The following is a 23591-nucleotide window of genomic DNA, read 5'->3' as shown; positions in this document are numbered from 1 at the left end:
GATTCCGCTTCTCTGCTTGATTCGTCTTCAAGGCCAAAGTCTGACGTCATGCGCCGGGAACTGCTGGCCGGGGTTGTCTCTTTCTTTGCAATCGTATACATCGTTATCGTGAATGCATCGATATTGGCCGATGCCGGCATACCTCATAAAGCTGGCATTATCGCTACAGTGCTCGCATCAGCTGTGGGCTGCTTCATCATGGGCTGGTGGGGAAAGTCACCGATTATTCTTGTACCGGGCATGGGCATCAATGCCATGTTTACTTACACGCTCGTTCATGGTATGGGCCTTACGTGGCAGCAAGCGTTGGCCGTCGTCTTTGTATCCGGTATCTGCTTTACAATCATCAGCTTTACCTCGCTGGCTGATCAACTGCGTGCAGCGATTCCGGAATCGCTACAGGAAGCCATCTCCGTTGGGATCGGATTGATGCTGGTTCTTATCGGGCTGCAAAAAGGAGGCGTTATCGTCTCCGATCCGTCAACCATCATTTCGCTTCAATCATTCAGCGAGCCGGGTGTGTGGGTCACATTTGCCACATTGGCGCTGACATGCATTCTGTTCATGCGCAAAGTACCGGGTCATTTACTTATCGCGATCATTTTCGGAACCTTGTTGGCTTATATGACTGGGCTTACTCCCTCCGGCATGGCCGAATCTGCTGGCACCGAAGGAAATCAAGGTTTCTCCTGGTCTTTGTATGGCGAAGTGTTCGGGCAGCTTACCTTCCAGAATATTTCCGTGATGACGATGGGGATTGCGGTGTTCTCGCTGTCGCTTGTCATCGTATTTGAAAATGTAGGTTTGATCAACGCCCATTTGAATATGTGCGGCCGGCCCGAACGTTTTCAGCGCGCCATGCAAGCTAACGCCCTGTCGGTTGTGACATGTGGAATATTCGGAACGAGCCCGACGGTAGCCACGGTCGAAACAGCAGCTGGCATTTCGGCAGGCGGTCGTACAGGATGGACGGCCATCGTGACAGGATGCTTGTTTCTCGCTACGCTCGTCGCTCTGCCACTGTTGACGTTTATCCCTGATCAAGCGGTTGCACCGATATTGATCTTCATCGGGGGGCTGATGATGCCAGCAGTGAAGAAGGTTCGTTTCGAGCCGATGTCCGAGGGGCTTCCTGCATTTTTCATCATTGCGTTCATTCCGCTTATGCACAGCATCGTGGACGGCATTGCGATTGGATTTGTCAGCTATGCTCTGTTCCAGGCAGCTGTCGGAAAAGCACGTGAAGTGAAGCCGCTGTTTTATGTTATTTCAGCGCTGTTTGCAGTCCATTTTATACTGCAAGCTATTTAAAATTTGATTAACAGCTGGTGCCGTGAAAATGATGGCTTCAAACATCGCAGTGTATACTGTTATGAGTTTTTATAACTTAGAGGTTACAAAGCGATACTGGAGATGACCCATTTTACATCTTTGTTTTCGGCAGAGGTGCGTGATTTGGGTCATTTCTTTCGGTTTAAAAGGAAGTGCAGCTCTCAAAAATCCTTTCGAGGCAAATAACTGAAAGCGCAAACATTCAATCTTGAGGAGGAACTGGGGATGACACCTTTTTGGGGAGAACTGATTGGAACATTGTTATTGATTTTGTTGGGGGACGGAGTTGTGGCTGGCGTTTTACTGCGGAGATCAAAAGCGGAAAACAGCGGATGGATCGTTATTGGTCTCGGATGGGGTCTTGCCGTTGCCATTGGTGTATACGCAGTAGGTTCTGTTAGCGGGGCTCATCTTAACCCTGCCGTTACACTCGGGATGGCAGTCATCGGCGAATTGGCTTGGAATATGGTTCCACAATATATTATCGCGCAAATGATCGGGGCATTTCTCGGAGCCGTGCTTGTATGGCTGCACTATTTGCCGCACTGGCGTGCTACAGAGGACCAGGCTACAAAATTGGCGGTGTTCGCAACAGCCCCAGCCATACGCAGCAGCGGGGCCAACTTGCTGAGCGAAGTGATCGCGACGTTTATTTTTATGTTCAGCCTGCTGGCGATCGGGGGCAATTCGTTTGCAGATGGCTTCCATCCGCTTATCGTCGGCTTCCTTATCGTCAGCATCGGTCTATCTCTCGGCGGAACGACAGGCTATGCAATTAACCCTGCCCGTGATCTTGGTCCGCGTATCGCACATGCGATTCTTCCTATCGCTGGAAAGGGCTCTTCTGATTGGAAATATGCCTGGATACCAGTAGTCGGACCAAGTATCGGCGGCATCCTCGGTGCACTTGCTTATTGGTTTATATTTTAGTCAGAAGTAGAGAACGCAAAAGAGGAGTTATATAGCAAAAGAGAACAGAGCAACTCTGTAGAAGTAATAGCGCTCGCCTTTGTCCCCGAATTCTTTACCACGAAACATGGTTCAGTAAATTTGGGGACAAAAGCAAGTGAAAGGTTTGAAGTTTTAAGAATGGGATAAAGATTTGTGAAGCGCAAGCATCTCTTCAAACAGCTTTTGGATGCGGATATGATATTCAGGATCAACAATTTGCTCCTCTTCGTTAAAGAGATCGTTATGAACAAAGATATTCCCAACAGGTACGGTCGCCTTTAAAAAGGTTAGAATCGGCTTGAGGTGATGCTCTGCCACTAGAAAATGTTTCTCCGACCCGGCCAAAGTTACAATACCAGTGACCTTGTTTTTGAATGCATCAACGGGTAAATGGTCTAACAGGTTTTTTAATGCACCTGTTATGGAAGCTTGATAAATGGGTGTACCTATAACAATTAGATCTGCAAAGAGTAGTTTTTTAACAACAGTCAGTGTATCACTGTTATAAGATTGAAGCGGGGCCCCCGTTACAAAATCGATGGTATATTCCTTCAAATCAATCATTTCCGTTTCGATATTTGGGTAGTTTTTCCTAACATATACTATAATGTCATTGACAACTTTTCCTGTTTTATAACCGGATAACGATCCGGACAATCCTACAAGCTTCATGTTGAGCATTCCCTTCGTATTCATAAATGTCTCATTCACTTGCTAAATTTAGTATGAAAAAGATACAAGTCCTTTGTCAATACTTTATATAGAAATAAATTGAAAAAGTTAAAGGGATAACATGTCGCCAAAAAAGATTCCCTCTTCATTACTGTCGATTTTTATCGTTTTATCTTTAAGAATCCATGCATCATTATGTTCAATAAAAAATAGGTAGCCGCCAATAGACTTCACTATAGCAGGATCAACGGGCTCCACACTAGCGTTTATTCCGATTGCGTAAGCATCTTCGCCTCCGCCAGCATATTTGGCATAAATTCTTACATACTGACCGTTCTCGATCCCCCATTCATCCTGAAATGAACGGACAGCATTTTCAGTTACAATAATATCCAATAGAATCTATCCTCCACTCCAAATGATATGAATAGAAAATCGCCTTTTTATCTGTATTAATCACATTTTTGGACTTTTCCACGATAATTCGATATTCTAAAGCTGGCTCCGCATCCACAAGATACTTTTGCGTTTGGATTATCCATCGTGAAGCCGCCAAGCATTCCACGCTCTTCATAATCGATCGTTAGGCCATCGATAAAGAGCAAACTATCTTTATGGACAACAATTTTAAAATTTTCTTGATTCAGCACCAAGTCCCCATCTTTTTGCTCTTCATCGACAACCAATGTATAAGACAAACCGCTGCAGCCACCCTCTTCTACTCCTACTCGCAGAAAAGGGTTTTGGTGTTCTGAACCGAGTAAAATTTCGTTAATTTTGTTAGTTGCAACTTGACTAATATGAATCATAATAAGGCCCTCCTATTTGTTAAAAAAGCGCAATAGTGCAGGCTGCTGAAACCATACATTACTGCGCTTTTTTCGATACCTCAACATCTCAACATAGTTAATTTAAAAAAAGGACACTGTTACTTGCTGGCACTTTCAAATTTTTCAGATACAACATCCCAGTTAATGAACTCGAAGAATTTAGAAATATATTCAGGTCTCCTATTTTGGTAATGAAGGTAATACGCGTGCTCCCAGACATCCAATCCAAGGATCGCGCGGTCTCCATCCATAATCGGATTATCCTGATTTGGAGTGCTGGTAACTTTCAATTTCCCGTTTCCGTCAACAACGAGCCAAGCCCAACCTGATCCAAAGCGTGTTGCAGCGGCCGCAGCAAATTCCTTCTCGAAATTTTCATAGCTGCCAAATGATGCATCGATCGCTTCTGCTAATTTTTCACCCGGTTTTGTACGTTCTTTAGATGGCTGAATGACTTCCCAAAACAAAGTATGGTTCAGGTGCCCTCCCCCATTATTTCTGACCGCTGTTCTGATTTGTTCCGGAACTTCTTCCAGATGACTCAACAAATCCTCCAAAGATCTTTCATTTAATCCATCGTGTCCCTCAAGTGCTGCATTCAAATTAGTTACATAAGTTTGATGATGTTTTCCGTGATGAATCTCCATAGTACGTTGATCTATAAAAGGTTCCAGCGCGTTAAAATCGTACTTTAAAGCAGGAAGTGAATATTTTGCCATTGTGTAAATCCTCCTAATATGTATGTATTTATACTTTTTATACTTATAAGTTTAATATCATTATGATCGTTTAGTCAATAAAAGTCAAACCTTTATTTTTAGCGCATTCACATTCGCTGGCTTACCTATTTCATATTCTATACTTTATAGTATAATTAATTGGTATAATTAACGCTCCATCTGTTAAACTGGAGGGATATCTGATGGAACTATCACAAAAAAGCACAAAAGAAAAAATTCTTAACCTGTTAAAAAAAGAAGTTAAATTAACTGTAAATGAACTTGCGGAGTTTTTAGATATTACTCATATGGCTGTAAGAAAACATCTGATCACATTAGAAAAAGATGGATTGATTATTATAAAAGAAGTCAAACAACCTATGGGCAGGCCGATCCAAATTTACTCTTTATCAGAGAAAGCAGAAGGCCACTTCCCTAAAAACTATGAAGGGATAAGCCTTGAGTTTCTTTATGACATTAGAGAACTATACGGGAACCAATCCATTCAACATATATTTGATAAAAGAGAGGAAAGACTGACGAAGGAATATGACCCCAGAATGCACAACAAGACTGGATCTGAAAAAGTGGCTGAGATGGTCAAAATTCAAAATGAAAAAGGGTATATGGCCGATTTTTCACAGATTGATGAAACGACATACGAATTAATCGAATATAACTGTCCGATTCTATCCATTGCGAAAGAATTCAAGACAGCTTGCCGCTGCGAAACGAATATGATGAAAAATGTTCTGGGAACGGATGAAATATCAAGAACATGCTGTCGTGCAGAAGGAGATAGCTTTTGTACGTTTGTTGTGAAGTTTGATTCATGACGGCAAAAAACAAGAAAACCGCGATTTACGCGGTTACCTTCAGCTTTACATGATTGTGGCCGAATCATTGCTTCTGATTCATATCATCTTCTATAGAACCTGTTCGATATAAGATTTGATATCATCAATCGGATGAACCGGCTCAAATCTTTTTACAACCTTTCCTTCTCGATCGATTAAAAACTTAGTAAAGTTCCATTTAATTGCATCCCCATGCAGCCATTGTGGAGCCTTGTCAGAAATCATTAATTTGAGCAGCTTGGCGTTGATATTCTCCTCGTCAAATCCTTCAAATGGCCCTTCTTTTTTCAAGTAATCGAACAATGGATGCGCCTGGTTGCCATTCACGTCAATTTTAGAAAATATGGAGAATTTCACACCATAATTGATCTGACAAAAAGATTCAGCCTCATGGCTGCTCCCAGGCTCCTGCTCAGCAAATTGGTTACACGGAAACCCGACAACCTCCAGTCCTTGTTCACGGTATTGATCATATAACTTTTGTAAATCATCAAACTGAGGCGTGAATTTGCATTTGCTTGCGGTATTCACGATGAGTACAGGTTTCCCAGCAAAATGGTAAAGGGGGAATCGATCCCCATCAGGTTTAGTTACGTTAAAATCATAGATTGTTGTCATTGTTCCCTCATACACCTTTCATGATAAGCAGTCGTGTCAGCTGTCATTTCAAATAGTTAAAATGGATTCTATGTAAATTCTGACACGATTATGTTACTAGAGTATACTATATTTTGTAATTGGAATCTATTTAGTACATCCGAATTACCATGTCGAATAAGGGTGATTCTTCATGGATTCAATCGCTCTGGAGTGAACTGGAATGTCCAAATTTCTGAGCGCCATCAACACAGCACCGGCTACTGCGGATAGCTCCGGATTTTTATAATGATACCGATTGTTTGTACCCGATTGCAGTCTTTCTATAAATTTCGATTTCATATAAGAACTTCTGATAACACTCCCTATTCCAGTTACAGATACGAGCCCCGGTTTGAAGAATGCTCCCAGGATGTCTACACCTACCATGATTTGATCGATCGCTCTGTCACATACGAACCTGCCTAGCTCACTTCCTTCGCTTGCCGCATTCGTAATAATCGGAGCCATCTTGCCAAATGTCTTATCCCGTTTCTTCTGATCTTCTATAAAGCCATGTGCTGCCAAGTTAAGCAGCTGATCTGCACGCTCAACATTCCAAAATTTTATAATTTGACGAACCATCGTTTCATCCGATGAATGAACATGTCCAGCAAGGATTTCGAACATCGTATCGTATGACAGAAATCGGGCAGCACTAGCGGCATAATGATGGAAATCAATGTTTCTGAACTGCTTTCCCTGTTCCGTAATCGCCATTATTATCGATCCCGTACCGGATACAACTACAATACCTGGTTCCCCTAAAAAAGCTCCTGCATGTGCAACAACGGCATCGTTTACATACCATTTGGGACAGTTCAGCCCGTCTATATCGGTTAAGCGTTGAACCCACTTTAAATCCGACTCGGATTCGTAACCGGCTATCCCCGCAACTAGCCCTATCACTTGATCGATATTGATGCTGGCACTGGAGAGTGCCATTTGAATCGTGTTTTGAACATTCTCATGAGCGTTGCTGTCCTTATGTATCGACGATGGACCGCCTTCTGCATAGGAAAGAATATGTCCAGTCAAATCACTGACCATAACCCGTGTGGTCGATCCGCCCCCATCGATTCCAATAACCACTTCATGAACCATGTTGCAGCTTCCCCTTTCTATTTCTACTATGACTGGTTTTATATTTACTTTAGCAGCATTTTACATAAAGGTATATTACTAATCCCCTTGATCTGTGCTACCATAGCCGTAAGTGTAATAGCTCTTTTTGGTGCAAATAAGAGCAACATCGCTGAATCGTCTAAAAATGTCCTATTATAGAACCGGGGAGGTCATCATATTGACTCACTACGATTTCATTCGCAAAGCTTTACAATTAGCTTCTGAAAATCCGCAACAGCATGGCGGTCCTTACGGGGCGGTTATCGTCAAAGATGGGGAGATTATCAGTACAGGTGTAAACGAAGAGCTCAAAACCAATGATCCGACCGCGCACGCTGAAACTCTGGCAGTCCGAAAGGCGTGCCAACAATTGAATACGTTGGATTTATCAGGCTGTATCATGTATGCCAGCACCGAGCCGTGTCCTATGTGCTTAAGCGCAATTGCCTATGCGAAGATCGATTCCATTTATTATGTGAATCCCGGCAGCGATGATCAGGAGAGTGTGTATCGCCGGCTGTATGAGCGCGCAACTCGGATGGTGCAGTTGAATCCTTCTAACGAGTAACCAAATACGAATATGAACTTGATCATCATAGAGATGTCCGTTAGCAAAAAAGGCCGAGTCGGGATTTCATTTGCTCCCGTTCTCGACCTTTCTTGCTTCATCACTGCTTTCCTTTATTATTCAGGAATCACTTTCTCCATCACATAATCATCCATAACATATCCCTGTCCAATATCTGCAACTTGTTCGCGGATCGTCACAAACCCGAGTCTGTTATAGGCGGCGATTGAGTTCGAGTTGTATTTATTAACCGTCAGCCACATCGAGGAGACCCCACTTGATTTGCACACTTCTTCAGCGTAAGTGAGTGCCGCCGCTGCAATCCCCTGTTTGCGATAACGCTTGGCTACATAGATTTTACTTAAGAACATGCTGCCATTTTCCAGTTTGAAAGCCATATATCCTGCCTTCTCATCCCGACTGTTTAAAAAATAGTATTGATATCCACTTTCAATTTGTTCCTTGACAGGCTCAGGAGATTGAAATTTCTCAATCATGTAGCGAACCTGTTCTTGGCCTATAATCGGCTCATAGTGCTCCATCCAAATTTCTTCAGCCAGCTGACACACTTCTTGAATATGACTTATCTCTGTAATTGGAACGATACGTATGCTATTCATAAGATCTATCTCCTTCGTTATGTACCGCCTGACTAGTAAATTTCATTTTTCGATCATAACATCATTTTGTAGTAAAAAGAAATTGGTAGCAGGTCATGATGCTGAGACCCCTTTATCCTTGCCCAGCGAGTTCTTCTGTAATATTGGTATTAAAGCATAAGCAAATGTAAACAGCGGACTTAACCACAAGAACGTTGCATAGGCGGCATATTCTATAACCGGTACACCAAGTGTCGAAGCGAAAAAGGCACCACTGACCCCCCATGGAATCAACGGGTTCACAAGCGTTCCGCAATCTTCCAATGTACGGGAAAGCGTCTTGGCTGGAATATTTCTCCGAACATATTCATCTTTGAACATTTGGCCAGGCAGCAGAATAGATAGATACTGCTCTCCGGTCATGCCGTTGACAGCGATCGATGATGCACCGGTCATAAGGACAATGCTGCTGCTTCGCTTTAAAGGCTGCATCACCTTACGGAAGAAGGCGTCAATGACACCACAATGCTGTAATAAGCCTCCTAAGGATAAAGCAATCAAGATCAGCGATATAGACCCCATCATCGATTGCAACCCGCCTCGGTTAACGATGGATGCGACCGTTTCGTTGGCGATGGTGCTCTTGTAGCCGCCCTGCATAACACTGAACCAGAAGTCGATGGCTGTTTGTTGCTGAACAAAGGCAGTCACCAAAAGCCCTGTCACAATACCGACAATCAATGTCGGTAAAATAGGAATCCGTTTAATAGAGCAGACAATAACAGCAAGCGGTGATATTAAAGTTAACCAGTGGATATGAAATCCTTCTTGTAATGCGAGCTTGATTTGTTGTATAGAAGATAAATCGACACTATTGCTTTTCGGTGCAAGCAGGAAAAATACAGTTGTTACGACAAGAGCAGGAAGTGTCGTATTTACCATATTGCGAATATGTGTGAACAAAGATACGCCTGCTACGGCAGGAGCAAAATTCGTCGTATCGGATAATGGCGACATTTTATCACCGAAACAAGCCCCGGAAATGATCGCTCCAGCAGCGAAAGTTGGGGAAATCCCCGTCGTTAAAGCGATTCCCATAAGGGCAACCCCGACGGTGCTGACGGTTGTGAACGAGCTTCCCGTAAACATGGAGACGATGATCGTAACATACAGTGCGCTGACGGCAAAATACTCCGGTTTAATATAATCCATACCATAGTACAATATCGTCGGTACCGTACCGCTCATCATCCATACGGCGATCAGAATACCGATCAGCGCAAGAATAAGAATCGGCATAATGGCACCTTGTATCCCTTGAATAATGGCCGACTCCACCTTTTTCCATGTAAAGCCGAATAATCGCAATAGAGCGGCTGTGCCGACGGTTGTTGCGAGAAGCGGTATATGCGGTTCCGATTTTAAAAGAAAAAGGGTCACAAACAATAGGGTTAGAATAAAAACCATAAGTATGACACTTTTTGTGAAACTCAGTTGTCTGTCCATGTTGATAGAACTCCTTAACATTTATAATAATCGGGATAAAATTCGTATCTCCGATTCCATAATAAAGCTTCTCCGCTTTTATGCTTTTTGGCTTTTTTGCATTGAAGCACAGATGTATAATATAAACGATAAAAGATTTCCAGTCAATACTCTTCGTTCCGATAGCGTCCTTAGAACAGACAAAGGAGCCGCCCCGGGTCAATAGACCTTTTGGAACAGCCCCTTAAACTAATGTTTTTATTTCGCTTGAATGTAGCCTTCCGCTTTCAGCAGCTCAGCGATCAGAACGGCACCGCCAGCAGCACCACGCAGCGTATTATGAGATAACCCTACAAATTTATAATCGTAGATCGAGTCCTCACGTAATCTTCCGACAGAAACGCCCATCCCGCGCTCAATATCACGATCCAGCTTCGTTTGCGGTCTGTTTTCTTCCTCAAAATATGTGATAAACTGCTTTGGCGCACTCGGCAGACCGAGCTCCTGTGGTCTTCCTGAAAATTGACGCCAGCGATCCAATATCTCCTCTTTCGATGGTTTGTTCTCGAACGATACAAATACGGTTGCTAAATGTCCATCTGTTACAGGAACGCGAATACACTGTGTTGTAATTATAGGTGAAGCTGCTTTTACGATTTCACCGTTTTCAATACTGCCCCAGATGCGCAGCGGCTCCTGCTCGCTTTTTTCCTCTTCACCACCGATATACGGGATTACATTATCCAGCATCTCCGGCCAATCGTTGAAGTTTTTACCTGCACCGGATATCGCTTGATACGTCGATGCAACGACCTTGGTCGGTTTGAAATCAAGCAAGGCATGAAGCGCCGGTACATAGCTTTGAATGGAGCAGTTCGGTTTCACTGCAATGAACCCGGTGGAAGTTCCCAATCTTTTTCTCTGTGCTGCGATGATCTCGATATGTTCCGGATTAATTTCCGGAATGACCATTGGAATATCAGGAGTCCAGCGATGAGCCGAATTGTTGGAAATAACGGGCGTTCCTGTTTTGGCGTAAGCCTCTTCCAAAGCCTGAATCTCGTTCTTCTTCATATCAACTGCACAAAATATAAAGTCAACCTGGGCCGCAACCTCATCCACTTTCGAGGCATCCTGTACGACGATATGTTTCACATCTTCAGGAATCGGAGTGGACAGCTTCCATCTGCCCTGAACGGCTTCCTCATATGTTTTGCCTGCTGAGTTACTGCTTGCTGCAATGAGGGTTACTTTGAACCATGGATGTTCATCCAGCAATTGAACAAAACGCTGTCCAACCATACCTGTTCCACCGACAATACCAACTTGAAGTTTTTTTGCCATGAGCTATTCAATTCCTTTCTTAATAAATACATATTCAGACTCGCTGAATTGTGTACATTTCCTTTTTCAATATGCTTGATATGCATGAAATAATAAAAAATCCCACCCCCAAGACCGTAGTCTTAGGGACGAGATTGTATACCCGTGGTACCACCCCAGCTTTGCGAGATATGTCGCCATATTCGCCTTGTCGAGTACGACATTACACAATCATGCTATACTCCAGCTCTGTAACAGGAGCTCCTGTCACACCATCCCCTATTGATCTGGTTCCGACGTGCTGCTCAGAGTCTTTTTTCAATAAGCAATCCTTTACTCCTTCTCAACTACCGGAGCTCTCTGTGAAAGAATTCGTTTATTTACTCTTCTCTTCATCGCATTTGATACGATTATAATATAAAAATCACTTCAGGGGTAACCTTTATTTATATTTTTTATAATTATGCTTTAAAGCGCACATAAATACCCCGTTACTTCGAGTCGACTTTCGTTCATTCATTGAATAAATCAGTAACTTTCGTAATATCAAAATCGTTTGTAACCTCATATTCTCGATTGTATTTCTTATGCATGGTCTCACTGTTATCGATTCTCATGAGCTTCTGATCGTTAAAGACTACATAAAACGAAGGACCACTCTTAGTATAAATATACATTTTATAGCTGTCCTCGAATAGAAATCTTTGTTCAATCACTTTTAATTTTGCACCCGAAAAAACTTTCATGATTTCATTGATCTCATCAGAGTCCGTAATTTCAATTCCTGGTTGTCTCTCTTCATCATCTTCCTTATATAAATGGATCGACTTAATTTCATCTGGTTCATTCAAATGATCAAGAACGAGCTCCTGAAATGACGTTCGGGATTGGGCCTTATCGTACACGAAGGCACTCAGAACAATCAAAACGACTGCCGTAATAAAAATCTTCCATGACCGGTTACTCATGCTCTACATCCCTCCCATTGATTTTCGAATCCAGATCGCACGTATTCCAATTTACGATGAAATTGGTAAAACATCAAGACTCTTCTATCGATTTTGTATCCTTTTCATAGTAAGGTACAATAGTAGAATATATAACATAAATATGGCAATTGGAGGTCTTGATGAATTTGAACACGGCAGACAAACAGTATGATTTAACCAAGCTGGCAACGATGCTAGATGAAGAGCATATTGCATGGAGCTTCAGAAATATGAACAAAATCATGCCCAAACATGATATTAAAGCGCCGGAACATAAATTTGTTTTTAAGAAAAACGAACAACCGCTGAATGAAATCCATTATGAGCATAATGGCCTAATCAGCACAGTCGCAGATTATTTGCAGAAGGTTCTTGCCACCGGGTTTTTGGTCATTAAAGACGATACGATTATGACCGAGCAATATTTCAACGGATACCAAGAGCAGTCGACCGCGATGTCAATGTCTGTAGCCAAATCAATCGTCTCCGCTCTAATCGGCATTGCGTTTGATGAAGGGGCTATGAACGATGTCCATGACCCGGTTACATCCTATTTGCCGGAGCTGATCGGCAGCGGTTATGACGGAGCAAGTGTGAAAGATATTTTGCAGATGTCTTCGGGCGTTCGCTTTAATGAAGATTACAGTGATAAGGATGCTGAAATTCACACATTTTTGATTGATGTATTTAGTGAAAAAGCTGTGCCTATAACCGAATATGTACAAAAGCTGACAAGATTGCAGCCACCCGGAAAATTTGAGTATAAAAGCGTAGATACTCAGATTCTATGCATGTTAATTGCAAGAACAACCGGTATGAATGCCGCCGCTTATTTGGAAGAAAAAATTTGGCAGCCGCTTGGTATGGAATACGATGCGTATTGGAACACCGATCTGCACGGCAATGAGATTGCATTTACGTTCATTAATTCAACGCTCCGAGATTACGCCAAATTTGGAAGACTCTATTTACATAACGGAGATTGGAACGGACGTCAGGTTATATCTGAAAAATGGGTAAAAGAATCCGTCACGCTTGACGGCCGGGCAGATTTGCTGCCAGAGGCAGCGGATGATTTCTTCGGATACCAATATCAATGGTGGGTTCCGCAAAATAGCAACGGCTCTGAATTTATGGCACGCGGCATTTATGGCCAGCATATCTATGTGAATCAGAAGGAACGTACAGTCATCGTCAAAACCGGAGTAGATCCGACGATATTTAATGTTCATGATTACGAGGCGGTTATCGCTTACCGCGCGATCATCGATCATTTGAAATAAAGAAATCAACAAGCCGCAAGTCTGAAGTGACCCCCAAAAGTTAGACACGGTTATTTCATCAGGCAGCTTTCTCAAAATGAGTTCGGTACTGTACCGGACTCATTTTGAATTTTGCCTTCAACCGTTTAGTATTGTAGTATTCAATATATTTTTTCAGTTCTTTCTTGAAATGTTCCACATTTTCAAACTCTTTACAGTACAGAAACTCCGACTTGAGAATACCGAAGAAATTCTCTATGACGGCATTATCGTAACAATTCCCTTTTCGTGACATGCTCTGGAGAATGCCTCTCGACTTAAGCGCATGGCGATACGGCTTCATTTGGTAATGCCATCCTTGATCTGAATGAAGAAGAAGATGGTGCTCTTCCGGCAGACGCTTCAGTCCTGCATCCAGCATTTCAGATACCAGAGAATATGTTGGTCGTGAACCAATGGTATAGGTGATAATCTCCCCGTTGAATAAGTCCAAAATGGGTGATAGATACAGCTTTTCTCCAAACAACTTAAACTCCGTGATGTCCGTCACCCATTTCTCATTTGGCGCCTCCGCCGTGAACTGGCGGTCCAGATGATTCGGTGCAATCTTGCCCACTGTCCCTTTATACGACTTATACTTTTTCATGCGGACTAGGCATTTAATGCCTAGCTTTTTCATGAGCCGCTGAACCTTCTTATGGTTTACTTTCCATCCACGGGTTACCAGTTCATCACGAATACGGCGATATCCGTAACGCCCCTCATGTTCCGCGTAAATTGACTGAATTTCAGCTTCCAAATCGGTATTCAAATCTGGTTGATTTATACGTGCTATAAGGTTGTAATAGGTGCTGCGCGGGATACCAGCCAGCTGTACGAGTGCCATCACCGGATATTTATGCCTCAGTTCCCAGACGACTTGTGCTTTGTCTTGTTTGGTGATTTTTCCTTGTTTCGAACTAAGGCATTCAACTTTTTTAGATACTCATTTTCCATTTCAAGCTGCTTGATACGTTCTTTAAGTGCTTCGTCAGACCCTTCAACTACGGATCGTTTGATAGACGAATTGGAATCTTTCTTCATGGATGGACGCCCCTTCTTTTTTGGCTCAAGGGCTTCTAGACCGCCTGTCTCCATCTTTTTCTGCCAGGAATACAACATGGAGAAGTCCGGAAGGTTGAACAGAGCAGCGGTATCCATGAGAGAAGCGTCTGATTGAGCCATATGATTGAGTACGTCCAGTTTAAAGCTTGCCGGATAATTTGTATAGCCGTTAATAAAGGCTGACTGACCATGCATCTCATAGAGCTTCAACCAATATTGGAATTGGGACTTAGTAACGCCCATTTGATTTGCGTATTCCGTCTGCGATATAAGATCAGGGTCATACCCTTGAATTATCGCCAATTTACTATCTTTCGTAAATTTAGTCATAAAAAAACTGCACCCCCAACTGTTAGAGTGTGTCTAACAATTGGGGTGCAGTTCAGTCTCAACGACTTCGGCTTGTTTTGTTTTTTTACAAACATCATGTACCTGTTTTCGACTACAGCCTGCCAAGGTTTGTTATAATCATCTTGAATCTGTAATGTTTATTTTCTCATAGCAGGGAGGTACTGACGATCCGTAACGAGGAGTTAAATGATCAAAAAGCATCGACAGATCCACTAGAGAAGCCGGATGATTTGCTTCATGAACAGGATGAACAATTTTGGAATCTAGACGAAGATAATGAAGAGGATGAGCTTCATACTCCTCCAAAAAGAACGTGGGTCAAGAAAACAATCATTATTATGCTCGTCATCTTGCTTTTTGGAAATCTGATTGCCTTTATACCGCAGGTTTACAACCTTCCGTCGCTCCGGTTTTTGAAGAAGGATTCCCAATTATCACAAGAAGAACGGATTCAGCAATATAAACAAGCCGTAGTCAATGTCAGTGTCGGCGATCGCAAAGGCACCGGCTTTAATATCGACCCAAGCGGCCTTATTATTACGAATCAGCATGTAATGGCTGATGACAAGGCTGGCATAGTCCAATTTCTCCATGGAGAATCATATTTGGCCGATGTTATCGTCCATGACAGTGAAATCGATATTGCAATACTTAAGATTCGAGACCATGAAACCAACTTGCCTACGCTGCAATTGGAAACGGAGAACACGTATCAAGCAGGCGATCCTATTCATGTTATAGGAAATCCATTAGCATTTTATCGAATTGCCACTGAAGGTACCGTAATAGGTATGACTCCATCAGAGAGTCGCGAGCTTCCCATGCTGATGATAAAGGCCCCAATACATAGCGGGAACAGTGGCAGCCCAGTGATCAACACCAATGGACATGTCATCGCCGTTGTGTATGCTACAACAACTATAGCTCAGCAGGACCAATCGACTACGGTCGGGCTTGCTATTCCAATTGATTATTTAGAGAAATATTTAAATTGAAGCGGGTAAAATATCCGATGCCTATTCTTCCAAGCATCCACCTGCTACCTATTTTGGATACAGAGATCAATATGGACTATACTAGTAATTAGACACCGCACAAGTCATACGATCATCTAAGAATAAGGAGAGACGATGAATGAGCACAGCGCAAGCAAAGGAAACCGTTTATGTTGACACTTATACGAATGGCATTTTAGATCCAAACGAGCCTATGCTAGGTCCTGTTCGTGATGGCGGGCATATTATTGCCAATACCGCACCTGGTTGTTGGGGACCGATGATTACGCCCAAGCTTCGCGGAGGTCATGAAGTAACCAAGCCAGTATTTGTTGAAGGTGCAGAGGTCGGTGACGCAATCGCCGTTCATATCAAATCGATTCGTGTGACTTCGATTGCAACCGCTTCAGGGAATGACAAAACGATGGAAGGCCGGTTCGTCGGTGACCCATTCGTTGCGGCAAAATGCAATACTTGCGGAACCATGTATCCGGAAACGCGGATTGAAGGAATCGGGCCGGAATCGGTTCGCTGCACTACATGCGGCTCCGATGTAACACCGTTTGTGTTCACAAATGGTTATACAATGGGCTTTGACTCGCATCATCAGTTAGGAGTTACCCTGCATCAGAAAGCGGCAAAACAAATAGCGGAGGATGGTCACCGATTCATGGCGATCCCCGGCGGTTCCAGTCAAAATCCGATCGTTACATTCGCTCCACATGACATCGTCGGTGCAGTTGCTAGAGTTAGACCGTTCCTGGGGCAACTGGGAACAACACCGTCTCGCCCTTTTCCCGACTCACATAACGCCGGTGATTTCGGTTCCTTCCTGCTTGAAGCGCCTCATGATTATGCCGTAACCAAGGAGCAGTTGGAGGAACGCACAGACGGACATATGGACATCAACCGGGTGCGTGAACATGCAACCTTGATCTGTCCGGTCAAAGTTCCGGGAGGCGGAGTGTACTTGGGCGATATGCATGCCATGCAAGGAAATGGAGAAATTGCAGGGCATACCGCAGATGTCGCCGGAATTGTAACACTACAGGTCCGCGTCATCAAAGGGTTGAAGCTGGATGGTCCAGTCCTGCTGCCTGTGGAAGAAGATCTCCCATATCTGGCAAAACCATTTACCCGTGAAGAGAAAGAACGAGCGCTGCAAGCAGCCCGAAGCTGGGGGCTCGATCATATCGAGGATACCGCACCGATTTCCTTCATCGGTACAGGCGCTACCCTCAACGAGGCGACCGTGAGCGGTCTGCAACGGGCAGCAAACGTACTTGGGATTTCCGTACCGGAAGTGATGAACCGGGCGACAATAAACGGTTCGATCGATATTGGCCGGGACCCGGGCGTTGTGACTGTAACCTTCTTGGCACCTGTTCCTCTCCTAGAGAAAGCAGGATTGGCAGATGTGGTGCTGAAGCATTATCAGTTGGAATCGTAAAAGGCTGGTTAAGCTCAGGCTTTTTTCCAGAAGGGATAGAAGGCGTTTAACGCCGTAAACATAATGAAGAAGACGGCCCTTGAGCCGTCTTCTTTCAAATACAACGCCCGCTTACGATTCACGGTTAACGATATAATTCAATAAATGCTTTAGGAAGGGAACATTTCGAGGTATCTCTTTTAGCGTCTCCATCCCAAGGCAGTAGTGCTCCCACATCTCTTTTCTGGCCCCTTCTTGACCAAGAACCGTAACAAATGTGGAGGTGTTGTTCTCTACATCCTGGTGTGTCGGTTTGCCAAGCAAGAGCAGATCCCCTTCCGAATCAAGCAAATCGTCTTTTATCTGAAATGCAATGCCCGCATGATAGGCATACTTTTTCAATGCTTCAATCTCTACAGCCTCAACCTCAGCAAGTATAGCAGGCATCACAAGACATGCTTCAAATGCAATCCCCGTTTTGTAGAAACATATCGTATTCAATTGCTCCAATGTGAGCGATGTTCCTTTGTACTGTAAATCCATCGCCTGTCCCATGCACATTTCCCCTGCTTTTCGGGACGAATACTGCATCAAGGCAAGTACGTTTTTCGCATCAAACCCACTTAGAGATGCTTGTTCCTCAATCGCTTTCTGAATCAGGTACAAGCCCGTTAATTCCGCAGTGGAACTGCTATGGACTTGATGCAGGGTCGGTATTCCTCGACGGGTATCAGCATTATCCTGCGAAGGCAGATCATCAAAGATCAGCGAAGCGGTGTGCATATATTCCAATGATCTGAGAAGCGGCACAATGGCCGAAGATTGAAGACCATATTCTTCTACACCCATGACCCAGGTTATGACAGGGCGAAGTCTCTTTCCATCTCCTTTTAGGCTGTAGTTGGCGGCATCGATTAAAGACTCTTTCATAGGAGGCCCGTCATCTTGAGAAATTGGCAATTGGTCGTTGATCTGATCGCGAACGGTTTTTAGCGTATTGAAAAAATACTCCTGTTCCTCCCGATCAGTTTTCAGATTGTTCACCATCTGGTCCCTTAGCAGCTTATCAAAGAAATCGACATCATCAGCTTTTCGAACCATTTGCTGTACGAGACGATTGAATTCAGGATTCCCAGAGGCAAAAACGCCCATTATTTCATTGTATTTTTCTGTACCTACCCGTGCCTTGCACCGCTTCAAGCCATTGATCGCCCGATTTAGTATCACTTCGCGGGTTTTGGCATCAGAGTGATACACGTTATGGATCAAATGGAAGATTACCGTCCAATACAACTCAAACGGATTTATCAGATCCGGACGCTGTTTTCGATACTTCAGATAATAGGTGTAAGGTGTGACGGCTCCGTCCTCCATATCGTCAAACATATCCGCAAAGTCATCCGCAAGCTGATTATAGATACCATAAAAAAAGGTTCGATCCTCAAAGCCTTCATCCTCGGGGGCACTAATGACAGAGCGTACTATCAAGCGAGAAGATGAGGATTTTAAAATGATAGGTAGAAAGAGTTCTTCATTGGTGTAGTTTGCGTTTGAAAGGTCCTTAATCCGATCCAAATGCTGGGACTGAAAAAATACATAAGACTGCTCGAAAAACGTTTGCTGCATTTCCGGGCGCTGATATTTTTTAATGTACTCAAAAGCTTCTCGAAGCTCCGAATGGACATAACGGATCAAATCTATATGATGTCTTTCCCATTCCCCTAATTCCGGTACAAATCGACTTACAATGGCAGTACGTATCATGCGTGAATACTGTTCTTTCTCTTCATCGTTTAGGACCCCTGAATCGAGAAGGTCGTCAATAAACGGATAAGTCAAACCGTAAGAGTAACCGAGCCTGATCGCTTCATCAAGTCGCTTGGAACGCTCCTCAGGCGGTACCTTATCATCCATCTCTTCCATCACATGCAAAATCACACCAATGATGATTTTAATCAGTTTACGCTGCGCTTGCTCTGCATTCATCCCTTCCGGAATATGGGAAGCTACGTTTTTCAACTTGTCGATTACCCAGATCGCGGCCGTTTCGATTCCTTCCTTCTGAGCCCATCGGTAAAAGCCGGTTAAGCTCATGTACTCAGGCGGGTCTTCCCTTCTAGTTTTGCCGGAATCAATCAAATGTTTTTTGAGCTTGGCAACGAAGCGTTGAATCCTGATCTGAGTATCGGAGGAGTCTAATGATTTACCCAGATCCCTCATGTACATATAAGAAACACTTCGATCCAAATAATCGTCCAACTTACCTGTAACATTCAGCCAATCGATATATCTATAATAATCCCGGGAATCCGGTTTACTCTTTATCCGTGAATAGAAAGATAACCACGACATATGCCGAATATGCTTCTTTTTCCACAGTTGAATGTCTTCTGTCAGAGCAGGTATATAAGTCTTGTCATTTAGCTGAACTTGAAGGGCTTCAAAATATGAAGCTGCCTTCTGTTCAGCCAGCCGATACGATGATTCGGCATAATCTGTAAATTGTTCATTCATACGTTGGATTACCTCAACAGTCTATTATTGTTAAACATGAAGCCATAAGAGAGAAGGAGGTTTCTCCATGGACGTAAAACGGATTTGAATGGCTTAAAAACCATTTCATCAGATCATGTTTATATCTATATACGTGAAGAAGTCTTGGGAGGTTACGAAATGTTAGGTCGCTGAAACATGTGGCATCCCTATATCCGAGGCTGCCTCGTCGTCCAGTCCTGAAGCGCGAAGCTTTGAAGTAACCATCTTCTTTAACACGGGTTCATCAAATAATACATAGTGCATCTGAATATCACATGTTCATTCATCCTTCACATATTTTCACCAAATTATATCATGGTTTCAATAACAAAAAACGCCATACATCCACATCAGAATAGTGAATGACTGGCGTTTCTATTATCCATTAACTAGAGACTGTTTCCTCTCGTACCGATCGCAGCTTCATGATTCGGTTGACACTTTCAGAACCGAACAACATCATGATCACATACACCGCAACGAAAGAAGGTAAAATCGCAATTGTTGTCTGGGAAGCGATCCAACCGAGCATCGGAGGAAGCAGTGTTGTGCCTGTATAAGCAACAGCCATCTGATAGCCCATAAGCTTCTGGGTTTGCTCCTTGCCAAATCGGTTAGGCGTTTCATGCAGCAAACACGGGTATACAGGGGCGAAGCCAAGACCAATGAGCATAAGCCCGATCAGAGACATTATAGTTGGCAGCGGCAGGATCATAAGAAACACTCCGATTAGAGAAATGAACAATCCGCTGCGAACAAGAACACGATTGCTTAGCTTAAAGGTCACAAAACCGGTGATGAACCGACCAACGGTAATGCCGCCGTAATACATAGACACCCACTGTGCTGCCATCGCTGCCGACAACCCTTTCGTGTTGACTAGGAAGCTGCTGCTCCATAATCCAACGGTTGCTTCAGCACCGCAATAAAATAGAAATGTCATTAAAGTCAGTTTGACACCCTTGATCTTCATCGTCCGCTTTGCAGGCTTATCGGAATTACGATGAAGGTCTGTTTCCTGACCAGATTCAGCAGCATGACGATGAGTTTTCTCCATCCGCTTCCATAGTGGGAGCGTAATAAACAGCACAACAACTAAAGCGAATTGTATAAGGGCAACGGTTAAATAGCCGTCTCGCCATAAATCATTTTCACGAATAAACCCGGACATAATAATCGGCCCAAGTGTAGCTCCTACACCCCAGAAGCAATGAAGCCAGCTCATATGATGGGCTTTATAGTGTGTGGCTACATAATGATTCAATGCCGCGTCAACCGATCCCCCACCTAGCCCGAGCGGTAATGCCAATACCACTAACCAACCTATAGAAGGGGCAAAATAAAATCCGAGCAATGCGGTTGCTGTCATCAAGCAGCTAATTAGTGTTACTTTCCCTGTTCCGAGTCGTTTCAGCATCATACCGCTGGCCAAGCTTGATACAATCGTCCCGCCTGCAATGATAATCGATAAGACGCCCGCAGCGCCAAACGGTGCTCCATAATCCGCTTGCATTACAGGCCAAGCTGCTCCAAGTAATGAATCAGGCAACCCCAAGCTGATAAACGATAAGTATATAATGATCAAAAATAATGTTGCCATTTTCCCTGTCTCCTCAATTATTTAACTTTCGATAATACGATGTCCGGTTCCAACGTAGCTAACGTCTGTGCGATCATTCCTTCCAAGTAATCAGCTGTAAAATCCTCTGAAATGATGATCTCGGGTACCGCACTTGCCGGTAATTTTTGCTTACACTGTTCTGCTACTTTTCTTCCACTTTCCTGTTCCATAAAGCTCCCGTTTAAAATGATATAATCCGGATTCAAAACAGCACAGATTGAAATGACCAGCTTGACGACAGCTTCTTCAATCTGCTCAGGAATAGTCGTACTTTTTACTTCATCCCATGGGATGCCCAAAGGGATATTCGCAATTTCACCTGCAAAGTTTCTCGTTCCTTTAAACAACTTTCCGTTAATGAGAATACCTGCCCCTGGCGGAAATCGATCTGGGAAATACAAATAAACGATAGCTCCATCCGATTGGATCTGCTTCCGTTCACAATATCCAACGACTGCAGCATTTACATCATTTTCCATAATGACAGGGATTCCATAACGCTTCCTGAAATCATCCAGAATGGAAACGCCAATTAAAGCTTTATAGTCGGAAACAATAATTTCTCCTTGCCACTCTGCGCCTGGCAATCCAAAGCCAATAGCACGAATTGCTGGATAAGAAACGATTAGAGAATCGATAATTTGCTCGAAACATGCTACATCAATATCATCTACCTCATCCGTTTGCTCAAAAACACGATTACCGAAAAGATTAACAACCGTACTGCGAATGATGATCTGACCTGCGGCTTCATATGGAAAGAGAATCAGTGCATATGCATAATCACCGTTATATTTAAAACGCTGAGCCGGCCGGCCTCCACTTGAAGAGCAGAGCTCTGCTTCCTTCACTTCGGATGTTTGCAGTAATTGTTGCAATATAGTTCCTACTGTAACTGCACTAAGGCCTGTTTCTTTCGCAATCTGCTGCTTGGTTGCTTCGCCTTTTGATTTCATTATCTTTCGGACAAGATTGATATTCACTTCTTTCATCACCATAGCATTGCCGCCAATTCGTTTCATCGTTAGGCCCCCCATTTTAGAAGTAACGACGTCGTCATTTTGTGTGAATAATGAAAAGTATTTTCGAGAAATGTGAAGTGATTCCCAGGTGAAATTAACACTTAATAAAACACTTTTATTAAGTGTTTTATTAACTCGTTTACTGTATCTAACTTATGTATTATTGTCAATATCGTTTTCGTTTAAAAAAGCACAAAAGGACCAAAGCGGCAGTACCGCATTGGTCCTTTCTGCGTGGCCAGAACGTTACCCGTTCCGTTAACTGGCCATAAGGAGGAGAAGAAAAGGTTACGAATACCTTGTCCTCTCATAAGTTATTTTAACGCCTTAGAACAAGAAAAACATCAAGTAAGTTTTGGTAAGCCATTATTATCCATTCATATCTTTTCATATTTATTTATATGATAGATCATCTCATCGGGATATCTATTTTTTTAAAAACAGCCGTTTAATTCGACTAGCAAATTCCGGCAGGTTCATGTTGGATGAATCCAAACGATAGTATCCATTTTTCACAGCCTCCATGACCCAAGCAGGTATCTTTCTTCCCTCCAATAACGGATAAACGTTATCATACGCCCACACAAGATGCTCCCATCTCATGTCGTTTCCGGGCTGTATATATTCAGAAACATCCAACACTTTACCCCGGCCATCTTGCAGAAGAACATTTTTCAAATGAATATCTCGCGGGTTAAGCCCCTTTTCCCTTACGAAGGCTCGTGCAACTTCAACGTCATCGATCACCTGTCTAGGAACAGGAACCCCGTATAGTAAACAATCGTATAGCGTTATCCCTCGTTCACGGCTGATCACTACATACAAATCTCCAGCCCCATAAAACATCGGAAAATAAGGATTGCCCGCCAATTGACGATAGACTGTAATCTCCGCTTCTTTTTTATGCAAAGCGTCCTCTGCATACAGTTTGTAGGCATAAGCCGGCATAGGCTCATAGACAAATACAGCCGCATCGGTTCCAATGCCGATACAATGCAGTTCATCCGAACCACCTTCAATCATTACCGGGTCGTTTACTCCTTGCTTCAATACTTTCACACAAGACAGAGCTGTTTCAGCCTGCTTCCATCGTTCATTATTCATGAGCCACCTCATTTGGCTGTTGCTGAAATTTATAGTTATTCTTAAAAATTACCCATGTCCCTGTCCACATTAACATGGCAAG

The 23591-nt window shown here is 43.3% G+C and carries 22 protein-coding genes and 1 other annotated feature; of the genes, 7 read left to right on the top strand and 15 right to left on the bottom strand.

The window, feature by feature from the left end; all coding sequences use genetic code 11:
• Positions 1-48: 48 nt before the first annotated feature.
• Together C8268_RS09660 and C8268_RS09655 are read left to right on the top strand one after the other, a co-directional pair.
• Positions 49-1311: an NCS2 family permease gene (locus tag C8268_RS09660; RefSeq protein ID WP_158702810.1), complete on the top strand. Its 1263-nt coding sequence runs from the start codon at positions 49-51 to the stop codon at positions 1309-1311.
• Positions 1312-1557: 246 nt separating this feature from the next.
• On the top strand, positions 1558-2262 hold the full coding sequence (locus C8268_RS09655; protein ID WP_106767467.1) for an MIP/aquaporin family protein: 705 nt from the start codon (positions 1558-1560) through the stop codon (positions 2260-2262).
• A gap of 153 nt (positions 2263-2415) precedes the next feature.
• Here C8268_RS09655 and C8268_RS09650 read toward each other — a convergent pair whose 3' ends face one another.
• From C8268_RS09650 to C8268_RS09635, 4 genes are all read right to left on the bottom strand, one after another.
• Positions 2416-2955 (bottom strand): NADPH-dependent FMN reductase, encoded by a 540-nt coding sequence (locus C8268_RS09650; protein WP_106769898.1) that lies wholly within the window; start codon positions 2953-2955, stop codon positions 2416-2418.
• 108 nt (positions 2956-3063) lie between these two features.
• Entirely contained in the window at positions 3064-3351 is a 288-nt protein-coding gene (locus C8268_RS09645; protein WP_106767466.1) for a HesB/YadR/YfhF family protein, read from the bottom strand.
• Positions 3352-3407: 56 nt separating this feature from the next.
• The gene (locus C8268_RS09640; RefSeq protein ID WP_106767465.1) at positions 3408-3764 is read right to left on the bottom strand and encodes a HesB/IscA family protein; all 357 of its coding nucleotides are present in this window, start codon (positions 3762-3764) and stop codon (positions 3408-3410) included.
• Positions 3765-3883: 119 nt separating this feature from the next.
• Positions 3884-4504, bottom strand: a complete 621-nt coding sequence (locus tag C8268_RS09635) for a superoxide dismutase (protein WP_106767464.1) — start codon at positions 4502-4504, stop codon at positions 3884-3886.
• A 203-nt stretch (positions 4505-4707) separates the two neighbouring features.
• Here C8268_RS09635 and C8268_RS09630 point away from each other — a divergent pair, with 203 nt between their 5' ends.
• Entirely contained in the window at positions 4708-5340 is a 633-nt protein-coding gene (locus C8268_RS09630; protein ID WP_106767463.1) for a helix-turn-helix transcriptional regulator, read from the top strand.
• 90 nt (positions 5341-5430) lie between these two features.
• Here the strand turns inward: C8268_RS09630 and C8268_RS09625 are convergent, their stop codons facing one another.
• Positions 5431-5979 carry a glutathione peroxidase gene (locus tag C8268_RS09625; RefSeq protein WP_106767462.1) on the bottom strand — a complete coding sequence of 183 codons (549 nt, stop codon included), beginning with the start codon at positions 5977-5979 and terminating at the stop codon, positions 5431-5433.
• Between the two features lie 144 nt (positions 5980-6123).
• A complete protein-coding gene (locus tag C8268_RS09620) occupies positions 6124-7101 on the bottom strand; it encodes a BadF/BadG/BcrA/BcrD ATPase family protein (protein WP_106767461.1) in 978 nt (325 codons plus the stop codon).
• Positions 7102-7300: 199 nt separating this feature from the next.
• Here C8268_RS09620 and C8268_RS09615 point away from each other — a divergent pair, with 199 nt between their 5' ends.
• Entirely contained in the window at positions 7301-7690 is a 390-nt protein-coding gene (locus tag C8268_RS09615; protein WP_106767460.1) for a nucleoside deaminase, read from the top strand.
• A gap of 116 nt (positions 7691-7806) precedes the next feature.
• Here C8268_RS09615 and C8268_RS09610 read toward each other — a convergent pair whose 3' ends face one another.
• From C8268_RS09610 to C8268_RS09595, 4 genes are all read right to left on the bottom strand, one after another.
• Positions 7807-8310: a GNAT family N-acetyltransferase gene (locus C8268_RS09610; protein ID WP_106767459.1), complete on the bottom strand. Its 504-nt coding sequence runs from the start codon at positions 8308-8310 to the stop codon at positions 7807-7809.
• A gap of 93 nt (positions 8311-8403) precedes the next feature.
• The gene (gene nhaC / locus C8268_RS09605) at positions 8404-9795 is read right to left on the bottom strand and encodes a Na+/H+ antiporter NhaC (protein ID WP_106767458.1); all 1392 of its coding nucleotides are present in this window, start codon (positions 9793-9795) and stop codon (positions 8404-8406) included.
• Between the two features lie 237 nt (positions 9796-10032).
• Positions 10033-11118: an aspartate-semialdehyde dehydrogenase gene (gene asd, locus C8268_RS09600; RefSeq protein WP_106767457.1), complete on the bottom strand. Its 1086-nt coding sequence runs from the start codon at positions 11116-11118 to the stop codon at positions 10033-10035.
• 121 nt (positions 11119-11239) lie between these two features.
• Positions 11240-11502 (bottom strand) — a binding site (T-box leader).
• Between the two features lie 107 nt (positions 11503-11609).
• On the bottom strand, positions 11610-12065 hold the full coding sequence (locus C8268_RS09595) for a hypothetical protein (protein ID WP_106767456.1): 456 nt from the start codon (positions 12063-12065) through the stop codon (positions 11610-11612).
• A 161-nt stretch (positions 12066-12226) separates the two neighbouring features.
• Here C8268_RS09595 and C8268_RS09590 point away from each other — a divergent pair, with 161 nt between their 5' ends.
• Entirely contained in the window at positions 12227-13369 is a 1143-nt protein-coding gene (locus C8268_RS09590; RefSeq protein ID WP_234032729.1) for a serine hydrolase domain-containing protein, read from the top strand.
• A gap of 58 nt (positions 13370-13427) precedes the next feature.
• Here C8268_RS09590 and C8268_RS09585 read toward each other — a convergent pair.
• A protein-coding gene (locus C8268_RS09585; protein ID WP_106765786.1) for an IS3 family transposase occupies positions 13428-14782 on the bottom strand; the annotation gives its coding sequence in 2 pieces (ribosomal slippage) (positions 13428-14329 and positions 14329-14782; 1356 coding nt in all).
• A 251-nt stretch (positions 14783-15033) separates the two neighbouring features.
• Here C8268_RS09585 and C8268_RS09580 point away from each other — a divergent pair.
• The gene (locus C8268_RS09580; RefSeq protein ID WP_234032727.1) at positions 15034-15798 is read left to right on the top strand and encodes a S1C family serine protease; all 765 of its coding nucleotides are present in this window, start codon (positions 15034-15036) and stop codon (positions 15796-15798) included.
• 139 nt (positions 15799-15937) lie between these two features.
• A complete protein-coding gene (locus C8268_RS09575; protein ID WP_106767453.1) occupies positions 15938-17248 on the top strand; it encodes an acetamidase/formamidase family protein in 1311 nt (436 codons plus the stop codon).
• Positions 17249-17359: 111 nt separating this feature from the next.
• Here C8268_RS09575 and C8268_RS09570 read toward each other — a convergent pair whose 3' ends face one another.
• The 4 genes from C8268_RS09570 to C8268_RS09555 all read right to left on the bottom strand — a co-directional run bounded on the left by C8268_RS09570 (position 17360) and on the right by C8268_RS09555 (position 23509).
• Entirely contained in the window at positions 17360-19741 is a 2382-nt protein-coding gene (locus C8268_RS09570; protein ID WP_199794832.1) for a polyprenyl synthetase family protein, read from the bottom strand.
• Between the two features lie 406 nt (positions 19742-20147).
• Positions 20148-21362, bottom strand: a complete 1215-nt coding sequence (locus C8268_RS09565) for an MFS transporter (protein ID WP_106767451.1) — start codon at positions 21360-21362, stop codon at positions 20148-20150.
• 17 nt (positions 21363-21379) lie between these two features.
• Positions 21380-22405 carry an ROK family protein gene (locus tag C8268_RS09560; protein ID WP_106767450.1) on the bottom strand — a complete coding sequence of 342 codons (1026 nt, stop codon included), beginning with the start codon at positions 22403-22405 and terminating at the stop codon, positions 21380-21382.
• A gap of 426 nt (positions 22406-22831) precedes the next feature.
• A complete protein-coding gene (locus tag C8268_RS09555; RefSeq protein ID WP_106767449.1) occupies positions 22832-23509 on the bottom strand; it encodes a protein kinase family protein in 678 nt (225 codons plus the stop codon).
• Positions 23510-23591 lie beyond the last annotated feature (82 nt).

Source organism: Paenibacillus faecalis (assembly GCF_900289175.1).
Lineage (GTDB): Bacteria > Bacillota > Bacilli > Paenibacillales > Paenibacillaceae > Paenibacillus_AQ > Paenibacillus_AQ faecalis.
This window is presented reverse-complemented; position numbering and strand designations above follow the sequence as displayed.

Excerpts from the sequence above, each read along its gene's own strand:
- C8268_RS09660 (WP_158702810.1), top strand. The coding sequence starts at position 49 with ATGCGCCGGGAACTGCTGGCCGGGGTTGTCTCTTTCTTTGCAATCGTA.
- C8268_RS09655 (WP_106767467.1), top strand. The coding sequence starts at position 1,558 with ATGACACCTTTTTGGGGAGAACTGATTGGAACATTGTTATTGATTTTG.
- C8268_RS09650 (WP_106769898.1), bottom strand. The coding sequence starts at position 2,955 with ATGAAGCTTGTAGGATTGTCCGGATCGTTATCCGGTTATAAAACAGGA.
- C8268_RS09640 (WP_106767465.1), bottom strand. The coding sequence starts at position 3,764 with ATGATTCATATTAGTCAAGTTGCAACTAACAAAATTAACGAAATTTTA.
- C8268_RS09635 (WP_106767464.1), bottom strand. The coding sequence starts at position 4,504 with ATGGCAAAATATTCACTTCCTGCTTTAAAGTACGATTTTAACGCGCTG.
- C8268_RS09630 (WP_106767463.1), top strand. The coding sequence starts at position 4,708 with ATGGAACTATCACAAAAAAGCACAAAAGAAAAAATTCTTAACCTGTTA.
- C8268_RS09625 (WP_106767462.1), bottom strand. The coding sequence starts at position 5,979 with ATGACAACAATCTATGATTTTAACGTAACTAAACCTGATGGGGATCGA.
- C8268_RS09620 (WP_106767461.1), bottom strand. The coding sequence starts at position 7,101 with ATGGTTCATGAAGTGGTTATTGGAATCGATGGGGGCGGATCGACCACA.
- C8268_RS09610 (WP_106767459.1), bottom strand. The coding sequence starts at position 8,310 with ATGAATAGCATACGTATCGTTCCAATTACAGAGATAAGTCATATTCAA.
- nhaC (WP_106767458.1), bottom strand. The coding sequence starts at position 9,795 with ATGGACAGACAACTGAGTTTCACAAAAAGTGTCATACTTATGGTTTTT.
- asd (WP_106767457.1), bottom strand. The coding sequence starts at position 11,118 with ATGGCAAAAAAACTTCAAGTTGGTATTGTCGGTGGAACAGGTATGGTT.
- C8268_RS09595 (WP_106767456.1), bottom strand. The coding sequence starts at position 12,065 with ATGAGTAACCGGTCATGGAAGATTTTTATTACGGCAGTCGTTTTGATT.
- C8268_RS09590 (WP_234032729.1), top strand. The coding sequence starts at position 12,227 with ATGAATTTGAACACGGCAGACAAACAGTATGATTTAACCAAGCTGGCA.
- C8268_RS09575 (WP_106767453.1), top strand. The coding sequence starts at position 15,938 with ATGAGCACAGCGCAAGCAAAGGAAACCGTTTATGTTGACACTTATACG.
- C8268_RS09570 (WP_199794832.1), bottom strand. The coding sequence starts at position 19,741 with ATGAATGAACAATTTACAGATTATGCCGAATCATCGTATCGGCTGGCT.
- C8268_RS09565 (WP_106767451.1), bottom strand. The coding sequence starts at position 21,362 with ATGGCAACATTATTTTTGATCATTATATACTTATCGTTTATCAGCTTG.
- C8268_RS09560 (WP_106767450.1), bottom strand. The coding sequence starts at position 22,405 with ATGAAACGAATTGGCGGCAATGCTATGGTGATGAAAGAAGTGAATATC.
- C8268_RS09555 (WP_106767449.1), bottom strand. The coding sequence starts at position 23,509 with ATGAATAATGAACGATGGAAGCAGGCTGAAACAGCTCTGTCTTGTGTG.